15 protein-coding genes are annotated in these 14,947 nt (G+C 65.8%); 10 read left to right on the forward strand and 5 right to left on the reverse strand.

Annotation, left to right across the window (positions count from 1 at the left end):
• The first annotated feature begins 88 nt into the window (after positions 1-88).
• The 4 genes from KHP16_RS10995 to KHP16_RS11010 all read left to right on the forward strand — a co-directional run bounded on the left by KHP16_RS10995 (position 89) and on the right by KHP16_RS11010 (position 4,565).
• Complete coding sequence (locus tag KHP16_RS10995) at positions 89-1,000, forward strand: LysR family transcriptional regulator (RefSeq protein ID WP_109583308.1); 912 nt, start codon at positions 89-91, stop codon at positions 998-1,000.
• A gap of 297 nt (positions 1,001-1,297) precedes the next feature.
• Entirely contained in the window at positions 1,298-1,519 is a 222-nt protein-coding gene (locus KHP16_RS11000) for a hypothetical protein (protein ID WP_109583307.1), read from the forward strand.
• Between the two features lie 534 nt (positions 1,520-2,053).
• Positions 2,054-3,373 carry an oxalate/formate MFS antiporter gene (gene oxlT / locus KHP16_RS11005; RefSeq protein WP_109583306.1) on the forward strand — a complete coding sequence of 440 codons (1,320 nt, stop codon included), beginning with the start codon at positions 2,054-2,056 and terminating at the stop codon, positions 3,371-3,373.
• A gap of 175 nt (positions 3,374-3,548) precedes the next feature.
• A complete protein-coding gene (locus KHP16_RS11010) occupies positions 3,549-4,565 on the forward strand; it encodes a zinc-binding alcohol dehydrogenase family protein (protein ID WP_121491583.1) in 1,017 nt (338 codons plus the stop codon).
• A gap of 17 nt (positions 4,566-4,582) precedes the next feature.
• Here the strand turns inward: KHP16_RS11010 and KHP16_RS11015 are convergent, their stop codons facing one another.
• Positions 4,583-5,518: an alpha/beta fold hydrolase gene (locus KHP16_RS11015; protein WP_109583304.1), complete on the reverse strand. Its 936-nt coding sequence runs from the start codon at positions 5,516-5,518 to the stop codon at positions 4,583-4,585.
• Positions 5,519-5,659: 141 nt separating this feature from the next.
• Positions 5,660-6,301 (reverse strand): TetR/AcrR family transcriptional regulator, encoded by a 642-nt coding sequence (locus tag KHP16_RS11020; RefSeq protein ID WP_211960177.1) that lies wholly within the window; start codon positions 6,299-6,301, stop codon positions 5,660-5,662.
• 281 nt (positions 6,302-6,582) lie between these two features.
• Here KHP16_RS11020 and KHP16_RS11025 point away from each other — a divergent pair, with 281 nt between their 5' ends.
• The 3 genes from KHP16_RS11025 to fahA all read left to right on the forward strand — a co-directional run bounded on the left by KHP16_RS11025 (position 6,583) and on the right by fahA (position 9,897).
• On the forward strand, positions 6,583-6,972 hold the full coding sequence (locus KHP16_RS11025) for a helix-turn-helix domain-containing protein (protein WP_109583302.1): 390 nt from the start codon (positions 6,583-6,585) through the stop codon (positions 6,970-6,972).
• A gap of 347 nt (positions 6,973-7,319) precedes the next feature.
• Positions 7,320-8,621 carry a homogentisate 1,2-dioxygenase gene (gene hmgA / locus KHP16_RS11030; RefSeq protein WP_109583301.1) on the forward strand — a complete coding sequence of 434 codons (1,302 nt, stop codon included), beginning with the start codon at positions 7,320-7,322 and terminating at the stop codon, positions 8,619-8,621.
• A 19-nt stretch (positions 8,622-8,640) separates the two neighbouring features.
• Positions 8,641-9,897 carry a fumarylacetoacetase gene (gene fahA, locus KHP16_RS11035; protein WP_211960178.1) on the forward strand — a complete coding sequence of 419 codons (1,257 nt, stop codon included), beginning with the start codon at positions 8,641-8,643 and terminating at the stop codon, positions 9,895-9,897.
• Between the two features lie 6 nt (positions 9,898-9,903).
• Here fahA and KHP16_RS11040 read toward each other — a convergent pair whose 3' ends face one another.
• Together KHP16_RS11040 and KHP16_RS11045 are read right to left on the reverse strand one after the other, a co-directional pair.
• A complete protein-coding gene (locus KHP16_RS11040; protein ID WP_109583299.1) occupies positions 9,904-10,665 on the reverse strand; it encodes an IclR family transcriptional regulator in 762 nt (253 codons plus the stop codon).
• Positions 10,666-10,693: 28 nt separating this feature from the next.
• Entirely contained in the window at positions 10,694-11,653 is a 960-nt protein-coding gene (locus KHP16_RS11045) for an alpha/beta hydrolase (protein ID WP_211960179.1), read from the reverse strand.
• A 192-nt stretch (positions 11,654-11,845) separates the two neighbouring features.
• Between KHP16_RS11045 and KHP16_RS11050 the strand changes: the two genes are divergently transcribed.
• The 3 genes from KHP16_RS11050 to KHP16_RS11060 are packed head-to-tail and all read left to right on the forward strand — an operon-like array spanning position 11,846 to position 14,464.
• A complete protein-coding gene (locus KHP16_RS11050; protein ID WP_109583297.1) occupies positions 11,846-12,238 on the forward strand; it encodes a cupin domain-containing protein in 393 nt (130 codons plus the stop codon).
• Between the two features lie 56 nt (positions 12,239-12,294).
• Positions 12,295-13,287, forward strand: a complete 993-nt coding sequence (locus KHP16_RS11055; RefSeq protein WP_109583296.1) for a Bug family tripartite tricarboxylate transporter substrate binding protein — start codon at positions 12,295-12,297, stop codon at positions 13,285-13,287.
• Positions 13,288-13,291: 4 nt separating this feature from the next.
• On the forward strand, positions 13,292-14,464 hold the full coding sequence (locus KHP16_RS11060) for an acyl-CoA dehydrogenase family protein (RefSeq protein WP_109583295.1): 1,173 nt from the start codon (positions 13,292-13,294) through the stop codon (positions 14,462-14,464).
• 237 nt (positions 14,465-14,701) lie between these two features.
• Here the strand turns inward: KHP16_RS11060 and KHP16_RS11065 are convergent, their stop codons facing one another.
• Positions 14,702-14,884 carry a glycine zipper 2TM domain-containing protein gene (locus KHP16_RS11065; RefSeq protein WP_109583294.1) on the reverse strand — a complete coding sequence of 61 codons (183 nt, stop codon included), beginning with the start codon at positions 14,882-14,884 and terminating at the stop codon, positions 14,702-14,704.
• Positions 14,885-14,947 lie beyond the last annotated feature (63 nt).

Here is a 14,947-nt window from a genome sequence, read left to right on the forward strand (position 1 = left end):
TCGAAACGCGGCAACACGAGCGCGACAACACAAACACGACACCATCCACGCGGCACCCTATAGCAGCATCACAAGAAGGAGCGGCACCATGAATGTTTCGCTTCCACAATTGAAGGCCTTCGCGGCCGTGGCGCGCCAGAAGAGTTTCACGCGCGCCGCGGCCGAGCTGGGCCTCACGCAATCGGCCATCAGTCGCAGCGTGCGCGAACTGGAGGAGGAAATCGATCAGCGTCTGTTCGATCGCACCACGCGCCAGGTGGAACTCACCGACGCCGGCGCGCATCTGTCCCAACGCATCTGCCATTTGATAGAGGAGGTCGAGCAGACCCTGCGCGAAAGCCACGGCACGGCCAAGCCGAGCCAGGGCACCGTGCAGATCGCCACGGATCCCGTGCTGTCGTCGATGTGCGTTCCCACGTGGGTCGCGGGATGCCGCGGCGCATGGCCGGGCATCGGCATCACGCTGCGCGATCGATCGCATGACGGCGTGCTGCAAAGCGTGCGCAACGGCGAGGTGGACTTCGGCATCGCGAGCAATCCCACGCCCTGCGACGATCTCTATTGCGAGCCGCTGTGCGTGGATCCGCTGTGTGCCGTGCTGCCTGCGGAGCACCCACTGGCAGCGCGCGATACGTTAGGGTGGGGGGACCTCGCCGATGCAACGGTGCTGACGCTCGATCAGCATTCGGGCATGCAGCCCGCCGTCGAGCGCGCGCTTGCCACCTATCACGTGCGTCCCGGCACCCTGCAGGTACTGGGCCACTTCGCCGCGATCTTCGGCATGGTGGCGATGGGGCTCGGCATCGGCGTGGTGCCGTCGCGCGCGCAGGCGGCGGGCGTTTCGCCGACGGCAGTGCTGCGGCCGCTACGGCCTCAGGTGACCTCCACCGTCATGCTGGTCCGGCGCAAGAGCCGGTCGCTCAAGCCCAATGCGGCGGCCGTCTGGGACAACCTGCGGGCGCAGGAGTACGATCAGGATCTGCTGAAAAAAGCGGGATGAGAGCAGGACGAGACCAGGCTGAACGATCGATGAGTTCTTTCAATGGGCTTGTTCGCGGACCTGATGAATTGACCGCAATGCAGCAAGGGTTTTAGCGCCGCGTATGCCACTTAGCAACAGCTGAGCAGCATGCGGCGATGCGCGAAAGCGCCCAACAACGCACCCCTAGGGGTGCGTTGTTGCGTTTGGCGCATATAGAAGAAAACTTCTGTTGATATATCACATACAGAATATTTACAGACGTTGCGATGCAGCATATAATGAAAACTCCTTGACCTACCTCACTCAGGATTTTTCATGAACACCGCTCTGCTTACCGTCATCGCGCTGGGTCTTATCCATCTGGGCGTCTTCGCAACCTGGCTCATCGCCAACGGCGTGTCCATGGAGACGCTGACGACCGCGCAGGATCATGGCCGCTTTGCCGGACTGGGCGCCGCGCAGGATTCGACCGACGGCGTTGGCCGCTCGCGTCCCGCTGCGACCCCGGCGCTGGTTCCGGAATTCGCGCGTATCTGATCCCCCTCGCCCTGACGTTGGAGCTTGTTACGGCCGGCTTCTCCAACATGATTCAAGGCTTCCGTCGTCTCCACGACGTCTGAGCTCACGGCCGACTTTCTTCCCCGCTTCTCCTCCATCGCCCATTCCGATCGATTCTGGATGTCGACACATTCACGAGCGATTGCGATTGTCCGGTGCCTAGGACTTTCCCTATCAGGGTACGCACGCTGCTGCGCCGCACGGCGCGCCCATACGCGCGCGTTCTCTGCGCATTGATCTTCCCCCAGTCGCTAACCGTTTGATTGCAAACGGATGCCCGCGCGCCGGCGCGAGGGTTTCATGCATGCCGCGAACCATTGCCGGCATCGTAGGGCGCCCATCCCCCGACAGGCCGCCGACAGGTGCGGCACCGCACCGATTTCCCGCCTTGACTTGGTTGATATATCACATACCGTATAGCACTAGAACGGCTTAGCTGTTCGAGACTAACGAGCGCCCGAAAAGGGCGCCAAAAATCCACAACGGCGGGCCGGCCCGTCAGAAGGAGACACCATGGAACTGCAGCAACAGGCGCCGACGTCTCGGTTTGCTTCCCCCTGGGTGCAACTCGCATTCGGCGTGATCTGTATGGCGATGATCGCCAACATGCAATACGGCTGGACGCTGTTCGTCAATCCGATCGATGACAAGTACCACTGGGGCCGCACAGCGATCCAGGTGGCCTTCACCATCTTCGTGGTCACGGAAACGTGGCTCGTTCCGATCGAGGGGTATCTCGTCGACAAGTACGGTCCGCGCCCGGTCGTGGTGGGTGGGGGGCTGCTATGCGCCATCGCGTGGGCGCTGAACTCGGTGGCCTCGTCGCTGCCGATGCTGTACGTCGCGGCCGCCATCGGCGGTGTGGGCGCCGGCGCGGTGTACGGGACGTGCGTGGGTAACGCGCTCAAGTGGTTCCCGAACCGTCGCGGCCTCGCGGCGGGCATTACCGCCGCGGGTTTCGGCGCGGGTTCCGCGCTCACCGTGGTGCCCATCGCCAACATGATCAAGAGCAGCGGCTACGAGGCCACGTTCCTGTGGTTCGGTCTCGGCCAGGGCCTGATCGTGTTCCTGCTGGGCATGGCCCTGTATCCGCCGTCGGCGAAGATCCTCAGCGAGGTCAAGGCCACGCTGAAGAGCGCCACGACCTACAACGCCACGCCGCGTCAGGTCCTCTCGTCACCGATCTTCTGGGTCATGTACGCGATGTTCGTGATGATGGCGGCCGGCGGCCTGATGGCCACGGCGCAGCTCGGCCCTATCGCCAAGGATTTCGGCCTGCACGATTCGCCGGTCTCGATTCTCGGCCTGACACTGCCGGCACTCACGTTCGCGCTGACCATCGACCGCGTACTGAACGGCCTGACGCGTCCGTTCTTCGGCTGGATCTCCGACAACATCGGCCGCGAAAACACGATGTTCCTCGCGTTCGCGGTGGAGGCGGTCGGCATCGTGCTGCTGTCGAAATACGGGCATAACCCCGTGGCGTTCGTGGTGCTGACGGGCGTGGTGTTCTTCGCCTGGGGCGAGATCTACAGCCTGTTCCCGGCCACATGCGGCGATACGTTCGGTCCGAAGTTTGCCGCGACCAACGCCGGCCTGCTGTACACCGCCAAGGGCACTGCCGCGCTGCTGGTCCCGTTCTCGAGCGTGATCACCGCCGCGACGGGCGACTGGCACGCGGTGTTCATGCTGGCGTCCGGCATGGCGGCCCTCTCCGCGCTGCTGGCCATCTTCGTGCTCAAGCCGATGCGCGAGGCGCACGCGAAGAAATACGTACATGCCAATACCACGTCGCCGATGGGCTATCGCCCGGTGCCGGACGACGTGACCTGATGGGGGAGGGGGCCTCGTAACAACGATGCGCTGACGCATGCCCGCCCTCGTGGCGGGCTTTTTTATGTTCGCATTTTCACGAAATCGATGAAAGTGATTGCTGCAGTTTCCGGCTAATCAAGCGGATGGGAATTGGCTACGATGCAGGCATCGAGATTTCTCACAGGAGCCTTCCATGAAAGCCATCGGCCTGACCCGTTATCTGCCCATCGCCGACCCGCAATCGCTATTCGACGTCGAACTGCCCAGGCCGGAAGCGGCGGGCCACGACCTGCTCGTCAAGATCGAGGCGGTGGCCGTGAATCCGGTGGACACCAAGGTCCGCGCGCCGAAGGACAAGGTCGAACCGTCCCCGCGTGTGCTGGGATGGGACGCGGCGGGTACCGTCGTGGCCGTGGGTGCGGACGTCACGCTCTTCAAGGTGGGCGACCCGGTGTTCTATGCGGGCAGCATCACGCGTCCCGGTACCAACAGCGAATATCACCTCGTTGACGAACGCATCGCGGGGCACAAGCCCGCATCGCTGGACTTCGCGCATGCGGCCGCGCTGCCGCTGACCGCCATCACCGCGTGGGAAGCGCTGTTCGACCGCCTGGGCGTTTCGGAGAAGGGCGAGCATGAGGGCAAGTCCGTGCTCATCATTGGCGGCGCCGGCGGCGTCGGTTCCATCGGCATCCAGCTGGCCAAGGTACTGGCGAAGCTGACCGTCATCGCGACGGCTTCGCGTCCGGAGTCGGAGGCATGGGTGCGCAAGCTCGGCGCCGACCATACGATCGACCATCGCGGCGACATTCCCGCGCAGCTGCGCACGCTGGGCTTCGAGAACGTCGACTACATCCTGTGCTTCAACGACACGGACCGCCACTTCAAGGCGATGGCCGAAGCGATCGCGCCGCAGGGCAAGATCTGCTCGATCGTCGAAAACTCGGGCCCGCTCGCGGTGGGCGACCTGAAGAGCAAGAGCGCCACGTTCGTCTGGGAGTTCATGTTCACGCGCGCGATGTACGGCACGCCGGATATGGTCGCCCAGCACAAGCTGCTGAACGAAGTCGCCCGCCTGATCGACGCTGGCCGCCTGCAAACCACGCTCGGCGAGAACCTGGGCGCGATCAACGCCGAAAACCTGCGGCGCGCGCACGCGATGCTGGAGGGTGGGCAGACGATCGGGAAGCTGGTGCTGCAGGGGTTCTGAGCTAACTCGTCATTGCGCTAACCTGCAACGAAGGCCGCGATCGTTTTGGCGACCGCCGCGTCCTGAAGGATGCGGCGGTGGCCCAGGCCTTCGGTGGTGGCGAGCCGCGCGCCGGGCCATGCTCCCGCGATGGCGGCCCCATCTTCCCAGGGCACTTCCCGGTCATCGCGGTCGTGGACGATGAGGGTCGGCGGCACGTCGCGCTTGCGGCCGATATCGGGCACATTCAGCGCGGACCACGGCATGCCCAGCCACTTTGCGCTGTCACGCGCCATGCGCGCGAACACTGCGGGACTGAAGCCCAGCTGCCACGCCAGTGCCGCGCACGCACGGCCCATGTCCGCGGGCGGGCAGACGAGCGCGGCACGCCGTACCGGCAGGCCTTCGCGAATGGCCAGCGCCGTCGCCGGGCCGCCGGCCGAATGCGATACCACCGCGTGCACGGGCCCCACATGCCACGCCGCCGCCAGCAGCGACCTCGACAATTCGACGATCGAGCTGCGCTCAACCCCATGCGCCCCAGCGTCGGACGCCCCGTGGGAGAGCGCATCGAACGCCGCCACGCGCAGGCCCGCGTCGAGCAACCGCGGCACCAGCGTGTGCCATTGCGCGGCATTGCCGCCCCAGCCGTGCGCAAGCAGCACGACCGGGCCTTCCTGTCCCCATCGATACACGCGCACGCGCCGGCTTGCCCCCTGGCCCGTCACGAGCGCCCAGTCCGCGCGTGCGGCATCCAGCAGTCGCTGACCCGGCGCCGCCACGGGCGCGCGCGGCGGCGAGAACCACAGGCGTTCGAGCTCCCGCGCGGCGCGGGCGGGGTGCAGCAGCGATGTGGCCTGCCATCGGAGCCGATACCAGCCCGCGACGCGCGGCGGGGCGGAGGACCTCGGGGGCGTGGCGGCCGGCGGGGAATTTTCGGCGGAACGGGATGATGGCGACAGCACTTGCGACACGGTAAAGACCTCCTCGATGGACGGTTTGGACGGTCTTCCCGGCGCGCTAGCGCCCGGTGCCCACACCCGTCGCAATTTTTTGCATTTTGCGACCGACCAGTCGTGCTATTTTTAAAGCAATAAAACGCGATAAAACATGCCTTAGGACGCCCGCGTATGCGCCTGTATGTTCGTCTGAACGTCCGTCCGCACGTCGGTCCGCACGTCGGCCAGCAGGCGCGCGAACGCATGGCGCGCCATGGCTTCCGCGTCGTCGCGGCCGAGCAGCTTGAACGACGTCTGGAACGACATGCCGATGCCGACCATGTCGAACGCGAACTGGCGAGGTTCCACGTCGGCGCGGACGGCGCCTTCGTCGATTGCGTCTCGAATCACGCGGGCGATGGTGCTGTGCCAATCCTTGAGGGCCTGCACGAGCTGATCGCGGATGACGCCGGGACGGTCGCGGTACTCCTGCGCCAGCGCCATGAACAGGCAGCGCCCGCCCGTCACGGTGCCGCCGACCCATTCGAGATATCCGTCGAAGAGCGTCTGCACCCGCGGCACGCCGCGCGGCGCACGCATGGCGGGCTGCACCACGATCTCGCCGAAGCGTTCGGCGGCACGCTCGAGCACCGCCTCCTGCAGGGCTTCCTTTGACTTGAAATGCGCATACAGGCCGCTCTTCGACATTCTGGTGTCGGCCGCCAGCGTTGCGAGCGACAACTGTTCGAATCCGACCTGGCTCGCGGACGCGAGGGCCTGTTCGATGATCGCGGCGCGCGTGAGTTGACCTTTCTGCATGCGCTGGAGATTAGCACGACCGGTCGGTTTGTCAACTTGCCTTACTGCACACTTCGACAATACTTATGTGACGTCAACGCAAAGCTGGCAACGCCGTTAGTGTGAGTGCGCAGGCGATGTTGTGCTGTGTAAGCCTTTCGGACTAGAGCCCGGAAGGCCCGAACGCGCCATCATAGGAAATCTGCAAAAGTGTTTCGCAAAGGACCTACGGAACGCTTTACGTGCTCTATACTCGAATGCACGTCCGCGCACTTTTTTTTGACTGGTGACTGGAGACCGACATGAACAGTACAGCCGTGCCAAGAGGCGCTAGCGAACCGTTCCGGCAACTGCGGGCGTTGCGCCGTGCGCGCAAGCTCAAGCAGGAGGACGTCGCCCGTAAGGCCGGGATTTCCCGGGAAGCCTATCTGCGGGCGGAATCGGGTCAGGCCGATCCGCGTATGTCCACGTTCCTCGCCGCCTGCGAGGCGCTGGGGCTCGAGGTGGTGTTAGCCCCTCAGCATCTGGCGGCCGACGTGAATGCATTCATTGCCAGCCGCAACGGCGGCGTCACGGCGGCCTCGATGGCTGGCCAGCCCGCATCGTCGGGCGGCACGCCCTCGGGTTCGGCGCCGTCGTCTGGCGGGTTTGGCGCCGGTTCCAGCACCGGCGAGGGCCACAAACCGCTGTAAAGGCCGCCGCTGTCCATGTCGGGCCGCCCCAGGGCGGCCCGGCGAACATTGCCGCAGCTTGCCGGTGCATCGCGCACCGGTGGCGCCGCGACCGCCCTCGGCGCGTGCCAGCGTGCCTGCGTGCCCGCACGGCTGCACACTTCGTGCTGCATCGCGCTGCATCGTGCCGCGTGGATACCGTCCGCGCGGTACCGTCTTGCCACGCTCTCCCACGTCCCGTTCCCCAATGCTTGGTTGGCGGCCACCGTCTGCCGCTTGCGGATCCGCATCGGGATTTGACACGCCTCTCCGTCGAAATTACGATTAGCGGAAATCATTAATTAATACGTAATTCAGGAGACGCCGCCATGCCTGATCCCTTCCGCTACCAATCCGGATTCGCCAACGAGTTCGCGACCGAGGCTTTGCCCGGTGCGTTGCCGGAGGGTCAAAACTCGCCGCAGCGCGTGCCATACGGCCTGTACGCGGAGCAGATTTCGGGTACCGCGTTTACGGCGCCGCGCGCGCACAACCGCCGCAGCTGGCTGTACCGGATTCGCCCCGGTGCGATGCATCGGCCGTTCGCGCGCATGGAGTCTTCGCGCTGGGTGAGCCGCTTCGACGAAGTCCCGCCCACGCCGAACCAGCTGCGCTGGAGCCCCCCGGCGATGCCCTCGGCGCCGACGGACTTTGTGGACGGCATCGTCACGATGGCCGGCAACGGCGGACCGGCCGACTTTACGGGCTGCGGTATCCATCTCTATCTGGCCAACCGGTCGATGACGGACCGCTTCTTCTACAACGCCGACGGCGAGATGTTGATCGTGCCGCAGAAAGGCCGTCTGCTCGTGGCGACGGAGATGGGCCGGCTCGAGGTGTCGCCGCAGGAGATCGTGGTAATCCCGCGCGGCGTGCGGTTCCGCGTGGAGCTGCCCGATGGCGAGGCGCGCGGTTATATCTGCGAGAACTTCGGACAGTTGTTCCGGCTGCCCGACCTCGGCGTGCTGGGGTCCAACGGCCTCGCCAATCCGCGCGATTTTCTATCCCCGGTGGCCGCCTACGAGGACCGCGAAGGCAAGTTCGAACTGGTGGCGCGGTTTCAGGGCAACCTGTGGCGCGCGGAGATCGATCACTCGCCGCTGGACGTCGTGGCCTGGCATGGCAACTACGCCCCCTACAAGTACGATCTGCGGCGTTTCAACACGATCGGGTCCATCAGCTTCGATCATCCCGATCCGTCGATTTTTCTCGTCCTGCAGGCGCCGTCCGATACGCCGGGTGTCGATACGATCGACTTCGTGATCTTCGGCCCGCGCTGGCTTGCCGCCGAGCACACGTTCCGTCCGCCCTGGTTCCATCGCAACGTGGCGAGCGAGTTCATGGGGCTCATCGACGGCGTCTACGATGCCAAGGCCGAGGGCTTCATGCCCGGCGGCGCGAGCCTGCACAACTGCATGAGCGGGCATGGGCCCGATGCGGAAACCTTCGAGCGCGCGAGTCGCGCGGACACGAGCGCGCCGCATCATGTCACCGACACCATGGCCTTCATGTTCGAGACACCCACGGTGATTCGTCCGACGCCGTATGCCGCGCAGTCGGCGTTGCTGCAGCAGGACTACTACACGTGCTGGCAGGGTCTGCGGAAGCATTTCGACCCGACACAGCGCTGATTTTCCGAGACACGACCTCATGACCATGCTCAGCTGGATTGCCTCGGCCAACGATGGCCGCACGCATTTTTCGTTGCAGAACCTGCCATACGGCGTTTTTTCGACCGCGGATCGTGCGCCACGTGCTGGCGTGGCCATCGGCGCGATGGTGCTCGACCTTGCGGTGCTCGATGAGGCCGGGTTGTTGCCCGCCGCGACGCGCGGCACGTTTGCCGGCGGCACGCTCAATCGTTTCATGGCGCTCGGTCAGCCTGTGTGGCGCGAGACGCGTGCGAGGTTGATGGCGCTGCTGTCGGAAGGCGATACCACGCTGGCGGGCAATGCCTCGCTGCGCGAGCGCGCGCTCGTGCCCATGCGCGATGTCACGCTGCATCTGCCGATCGACATTCCCGGCTACACCGATTTCTACTCGTCGCGCGAGCACGCGACCAATGTGGGCAGCATGTTCCGCGACCCCGAGAACGCGCTGCTGCCGAACTGGCTCGAGATTCCGATCGGCTATAACGGGCGTGCCAGTTCCGTTGTGGTCAGTGGCACGCCGCTGCATCGGCCCAATGGGCAGATCAAGCTGCCGAACGAGGCGCGGCCGCTGTTTGGCCCGTGCCGCAAGCTCGATTACGAGCTCGAGATGGGCTTCATCGTCGGCACGCCGTCCGCGCTTGGCGAACCGGTTTCCGTGGCTGATGCGCCCGCGCATATGTTCGGCATGGTGCTGCTCAACGACTGGAGCGCGCGCGATATCCAGCAGTGGGAATACGTGCCGCTGGGGCCGTTCAACAGCAAGTCGTTCGGCACCTCGATCTCGCCGTGGGTCGTCACGATGGAAGCGCTCGCGCCGTTCCGTCGCGACAATCCGGTGCAGTCGCCCGAGCCGTTGTCCTATCTGCGGCAGCATGAGCGCAACGCCTATGACATCGTGCTGGAGGTGTCTTTACGTCCGGCCGGCGCGGCCGACGCGACCACCGTGTGCCGCACGAATTTCCGCGCGATGTACTGGACGATGGCGCAGCAGCTTGCCCACCATACGGTGTCGGGATGCAACGTGCGTGTCGGCGACCTCATGGGTTCCGGCACGATCAGCGGCACCACGCCGGATGCATTCGGCAGCCTGCTCGAGACCACGCGCAACGGTGCCGAGCCGCTGACGCTGGCGGATGGCACGCGCCGCGGGTTCCTCGAGGATGGAGATGAGGTCGCGATGACGGGCTGGTGCCAGGGCGATGGGTATCGCGTGGGCTTTGGCGAGGTCGTCGGGCGTATCCTGCCGGCCCGCTAGGGCGGCTCAGTTCACGCGTTCCAGCGTGGCGCATGCCGTCCGCAAGATGGCAGAGAAGCGTTCGATGTTCGGTTCGATGCGATACACGGGGCCGGCGATCGAGATCGCATAGCATTCGCCCGACAGTCGCACGGGCCAGGCGAGGGCGCCCACGTCCGGCATCGATTCGCTGAGGTTGACGAACGCGCCGCGCGCTTTCGAGGCGACGAGTTCGGCTTCGATGTCTTTCCTCGTGGTAAGGGTGCGCGCGGTGAAGCGTTCGAGGGGCAACTGCTTCAGCAGGGCAGCGCGCTCGTCGTCGTCCATGGCGGCGAGCAGCGCCTTGCCGATCGAGTTCGCGTGCAGCTCGCGCGCTTCGCCGGCCGTGGCGATATAACGAATGGCATGCGGGGATTCGAGGACATCGAGGTAGAGCACCGCGCGGCCTTCGTGGAGCTTGCCGATGACGATCGTCTCGCCGGTGGCTTCGCGCAACTCGGCCATGGTGTCGTGCACGCGATCGAGCACCGGATCGTGTCTGGCGATCTGCTGCGCCATGGCCAGGAGCCGGCCGGTAGGGTAATACCCTTGCCGCCGGCTCGTTTCGTAGAGATAGCCGAGCGAGGTCAGCGTGCGAATCAGCGCGAGGCAACTGGAGGCCGGCACGGCCAACAGCCGCGCGAGCTCGGACAACGACAACGCCCTGCGCTCCCGCGCAAAGGTCTCGATGATCTCGATGACGCGCAGCGCGGTCTTGACGTTGGCGGAGGGGGCGGGGGGTTTGGACATCGGCGAATTATAGGGGCAGCCGGCAGTCTCAACGCGTCGAGGCCAGCCCCGTGCTGCGGCGGATGAATGTCGCGGCTTGCCGCAGAGCGGCGCGGGCTTCGGGCAGGAAGGGCGCGAAGCAGGGCCACGCGTGTGGCATCGCGTGCCAGATAGAGAGTTCCGCCGCGCTGCCGGCGCGGCGCAGTCGAGAGGCGAGCGCGCGGGCGTCGCGGTATATCGCTTCCGTGTCGCTGACGTGAATCTGGAGCGGGGGCAGGCCATGCAAATCGGCCAGCGCTGGCGAGGCCAGCGGCTCGGGTGTGTCGCCGATGTACAGGCGGGTGGCCATCGCCATGGCGGCCTGCGACAGGGGCAGCGCGCCGCTGTCGCGCTGCGTGGCGTGGCGCAGGTCGGCCCACGGCGAGAACAGGATCCCGCAGGCCGGCAGGTCTGTCTTTGCGTCGCGCAATGCGACGAGCGTGGCCAGCGCCAGGTTACCTCCGGCCGAGTCCCCAGCCAGCACGATCGACCACGGCGGGATCCCGCGCGCGAGCAGCGTGCGGTAGGCGTGCACCGCATCGTCGAGCGCGCAGGGGAACGGATGCTCGGGCGCCAGCCGGTAGTCGAGCGATAGCACGGGCAGGCCGCTCAACCGCGCCAGCGATGTCGTGACCGCGCGATGCGTCGCCGGCGATCCGAATGCGAACGCGCCTCCATGGAGGTAGAGCACCACGCCCGGCGGCGAGACACCCGACGCTCGTACCGGCTCCGTCCATTCCCCAGCCACCCCGGCATCCGGATGACGCCGCACACGCGGCCCCCAGACGTGGGAGACGATCGCCCCGGGGCGGGCGAGGCGTTCCGTGCGGGCGCGTAGCGCGGGGATGTCGCTCAACGGCGTGGCGCCGTCGCGCACACCGGCGGACACCATGCGCGGCAGCAGGCGGGTGAGGAGCCGGGCTTGCCAGCTGACGCGGGCGTCCGCGAGGGTGGTAGGGGTTCTGGCCATGGTGTAAGTCCTTGCAGCGGTTGAGGATCGCGCGCCGCCGATGCAATCAGTGTGGACAGCCAGAGTGAGCCCAAAATGAGCACCGGAAGCGGGCTGCCTCCAGCCGGACTCAGGGTTGACCCCGTTGACGCCAGTTTTCATATCTATAAAATTGTATTCATAGATATGAAAAACAGCCGGAGACACCCCGCCATGACCATCGCGCCCAGCTACTTCGTCCGCGTCGAGGACGTAGAGGGTTACCACCCCGCCAATCACGTCGGCACGCTGAACCGCCGCATCATCGGCCGCGAGAACGTCGGCGCGACCCAGATCGAGGTCATTCACGGCACGATCGAGCGCGGCAAGGGCGCGCTGCCGCACGCGCATCCCGGCATCGAGCAGGTCTGCTACATCCTTGAAGGCCGCGCACGCGCCGAGGTCAATGGCGAGTCCCGCGAACTGGGCCCGGGCGAATGCTGCTTCTTCCCGGCGGACGCGATGCATGTGTTCACCGTGGTCAGCGAGGAACCCGTGAAGCTGCTGGTCATCTACGGCCCGCCGTACGAGGAATCGCCGGATCGCGTCATCCGACCCGCCGCATAACGAATCAACACCGAGGCGCCGAGACAGGACGCCCGACAAAACATCTGGAGACAAACATGCCGAACTTCCGCGTGCGCCGCCTGCTGGCCGCCACCGTCATGACGATGGCCGGTCTGCCGGCCCTGCTCGCCGCAACGCCCGCGTCCGCCGCCGACGCGTGGCCAAGCCGTCCGCTCCGCCTCGTGGTGCCGTTCGCCGCCGGCAGCGGCACCGACGCCGTGGCGCGTATCACGGCGAAGGAACTGGGCGACGCGCTGGGCCAGAACGTCGTGGTGGACAACCGTCCCGGCGCCAACGGCGCGATTGCCGCGGAACTTGTCGCACAGGCCGCTCCGGACGGCTACACGCTGTTCATGACGACCAATACGACACACTCGGCGAACCCCTCGCTGATGAAGAAGCTGCCGTACGACCCGATCAAGGACTTCACGCCGGTCGCCCGCATGGGCAACCTGCCGTTCATGCTGGTCATCAATCCGAAGCTGCCCGTCAATAGCGTCGCGGAACTGATCGCCTATGCGAAATCCCATCCTGGCATGTCGTACGCAAGCGGCAACAGCACGGGCATCGTGTCGGGCGCGACGCTCGGCCGCATGGCCGGCATCGACCTGCTGCACGTGCCGTACAAGAGCACCCCGCCGGCGATGACGGACGTGATCGCGGGACAGGTGCCGATGATGTTCGTCGACGTGGCCGCCGGAATCGCCAACGTCAAGGCGGGCAAGATGCGCGCGCTCGCCGTCACCACCGCGCAGCGCAGCCGCCTTCTGCCCGACCTGCCGCCGATCGGCGACACGCCGGGCCTCAAGGGTTTCGACATCACGTCGTGGAACGGCGTGTTCGCGCCCGCCAGGACGCCGCAGCCGATCGTCGAGCGTCTCAATCGCGAACTGACGAAGATCGCGGGCAGCAAGGAAGTCGCGCCGCGCTTCGAAGCGCTCGGTTTCGAGGCCTTCGGCCAGACGCCGCAGCAGTTCGCGAGCTTCGTCAACAGCGAGCTCGTCAAATGGACCCGGCTCGTCAAGGACGCGGGCATCCAGCCGGAGTGATGGGATGAACTTCGAACGGACCGCCGAACAAAACGCCATCGTCGAGGCCGTCACGCAGCTCTGCGCTGACTTCGGACCCGAGTATTGGGCCGACCTCGACACGCGCCACGAGTTTCCGCATGCGTTCCACAAGGCCATGGCCGGCGCGGGCTGGCTGGGCATCGCGATGCCGGAGCAGTACGGCGGCGCGGGACTCGGTATTACCGAGGCTGCGCTGATCATGCAGACGGTGTCGGCATCGGGGGCCGGGTTTTCGGGCGCGTCGGCCATTCATATGAACGTGTTCGGCCTGAACCCGGTCGTCGTTTTCGGCAGCGAGGCGCAACAGCAGGCCGCGCTGCCGCCGCTGATCGCGGGCGAGGAGAAAGCGTGCTTCGCCGTGACCGAACCGGACGCGGGCCTCGACACCACGCGCCTGAAGACGCAGGCCGTCGCCACGCCCGATGGCAGTGCCTATCGCGTGGATGGCCGCAAGATCTGGATCTCCACCGCGCAGGTGGCCACGCGCATGCTGCTGCTCGCGCGCACCACGCCGCTCGACAAGGTCGCCAGACCCACGCAGGGCCTGAGCCTGTTCTATACGAAGCTCGACCGCGAGCGCGTGGAAGTGCGGGAGATCGACAAGATGGGCCGGGGCGCGGTCGACTCGAACATGCTGTTCATCGACGGGCTGATGGTGCCGGCAGCCGATCGCATCGGCGAAGAGGGCAGGGGCTTCGAGTACATCCTGCATGGGCTGAACCCGGAACGCATCCTGATCGCGGCGGAAGCGGTGGGGCTTGGCCGGGCGGCGCTCGATGCCGCCACGCGATACGCGCGCGAACGGACCGTGTTCGGACGGCCGATCGGACAGAACCAGGGCATCCAGCATCCGCTCGCGCAGGCATGGATGGCGCTCGAGGCCGCGGACATGATGGTGTGGAAGGCGGCGTGGCTTTATGACAAGGGCAAGCCGTGTGGGGCGGAGGCGAATGCGGCGAAGTACCTCGCCGCCGAGGCCGCGCATCAGGCCTGCCAGACCGCGGTGCTCACGCTAGGAGGCATGGGCTATGCGCGGGAGTATCACGTGGAGCGTTATCTGCGCGAGTCGTACATCCCGCGAATCGCGCCCGTCAGCGCCCAGCTGATCCTGTGTCATATCGCCGAGCGCGTGCTGGGACTGCCGAAGTCCTACTGACCTCGTATCGCCGCAAAAGACAAAGCCCCGGGGAGATCCCGGGGCTTTTTTTTGAGGTTTCCCACGCGCCGCGTCACGAAACGACATGTCGAGCGTGACGCCTTTCAGCGATGAAACACGAAGCACATGACGCGGCGGTGGCGGTGGACTCTTCCCATCAAGAGCCGCACCGCGCAAATCTGGGGGACCCTGCCCGTCCTTCCAGATAGCGGAAAAGGTTACGTCCTACGTTGTTCTTTACTTGCCCAGCTCGTGGCCGATAACACCGCCAACCACTGCGCCGCCAATCGTGCCCGCGGTGCTGCCGTTGGTCAGTTCATGTCCTGCATAGCCACCCGCCGCGGCACCGCCGAGCGTGCAACCGGACATCGCCCACACACAAGCGCCCACTGTGAGCGCACCAGCAATTCGCTTCCACATGTTGGTTTCTCCTGCGTTCGCTGCCATGACTGAAGCATAGGCGTCCGCCGTTGCGTGGCCTCT

It is taken from the genome of Cupriavidus plantarum, from assembly GCF_905397285.1.
GTDB lineage: Bacteria > Pseudomonadota > Gammaproteobacteria > Burkholderiales > Burkholderiaceae > Cupriavidus > Cupriavidus plantarum.

Coding starts and splice junctions, on each gene's coding strand:
- hmgA (WP_109583301.1), top strand. CDS start 7,320: ATGCCTGATCCCTTCCGCTACCAATCCGGATTCGCCAACGAGTTCGCG.
- KHP16_RS11000 (WP_109583307.1), top strand. CDS start 1,298: ATGAACACCGCTCTGCTTACCGTCATCGCGCTGGGTCTTATCCATCTG.
- KHP16_RS11025 (WP_109583302.1), top strand. CDS start 6,583: ATGAACAGTACAGCCGTGCCAAGAGGCGCTAGCGAACCGTTCCGGCAA.
- KHP16_RS11060 (WP_109583295.1), top strand. CDS start 13,292: ATGAACTTCGAACGGACCGCCGAACAAAACGCCATCGTCGAGGCCGTC.
- KHP16_RS10995 (WP_109583308.1), top strand. CDS start 89: ATGAATGTTTCGCTTCCACAATTGAAGGCCTTCGCGGCCGTGGCGCGC.
- KHP16_RS11020 (WP_211960177.1), bottom strand. CDS start 6,301: ATGCAGAAAGGTCAACTCACGCGCGCCGCGATCATCGAACAGGCCCTC.
- KHP16_RS11065 (WP_109583294.1), bottom strand. CDS start 14,884: ATGTGGAAGCGAATTGCTGGTGCGCTCACAGTGGGCGCTTGTGTGTGG.
- fahA (WP_211960178.1), top strand. CDS start 8,641: ATGACCATGCTCAGCTGGATTGCCTCGGCCAACGATGGCCGCACGCAT.
- KHP16_RS11045 (WP_211960179.1), bottom strand. CDS start 11,653: ATGGCCAGAACCCCTACCACCCTCGCGGACGCCCGCGTCAGCTGGCAA.
- KHP16_RS11040 (WP_109583299.1), bottom strand. CDS start 10,665: ATGTCCAAACCCCCCGCCCCCTCCGCCAACGTCAAGACCGCGCTGCGC.
- KHP16_RS11010 (WP_121491583.1), top strand. CDS start 3,549: ATGAAAGCCATCGGCCTGACCCGTTATCTGCCCATCGCCGACCCGCAA.
- KHP16_RS11055 (WP_109583296.1), top strand. CDS start 12,295: ATGCCGAACTTCCGCGTGCGCCGCCTGCTGGCCGCCACCGTCATGACG.
- oxlT (WP_109583306.1), top strand. CDS start 2,054: ATGGAACTGCAGCAACAGGCGCCGACGTCTCGGTTTGCTTCCCCCTGG.
- KHP16_RS11050 (WP_109583297.1), top strand. CDS start 11,846: ATGACCATCGCGCCCAGCTACTTCGTCCGCGTCGAGGACGTAGAGGGT.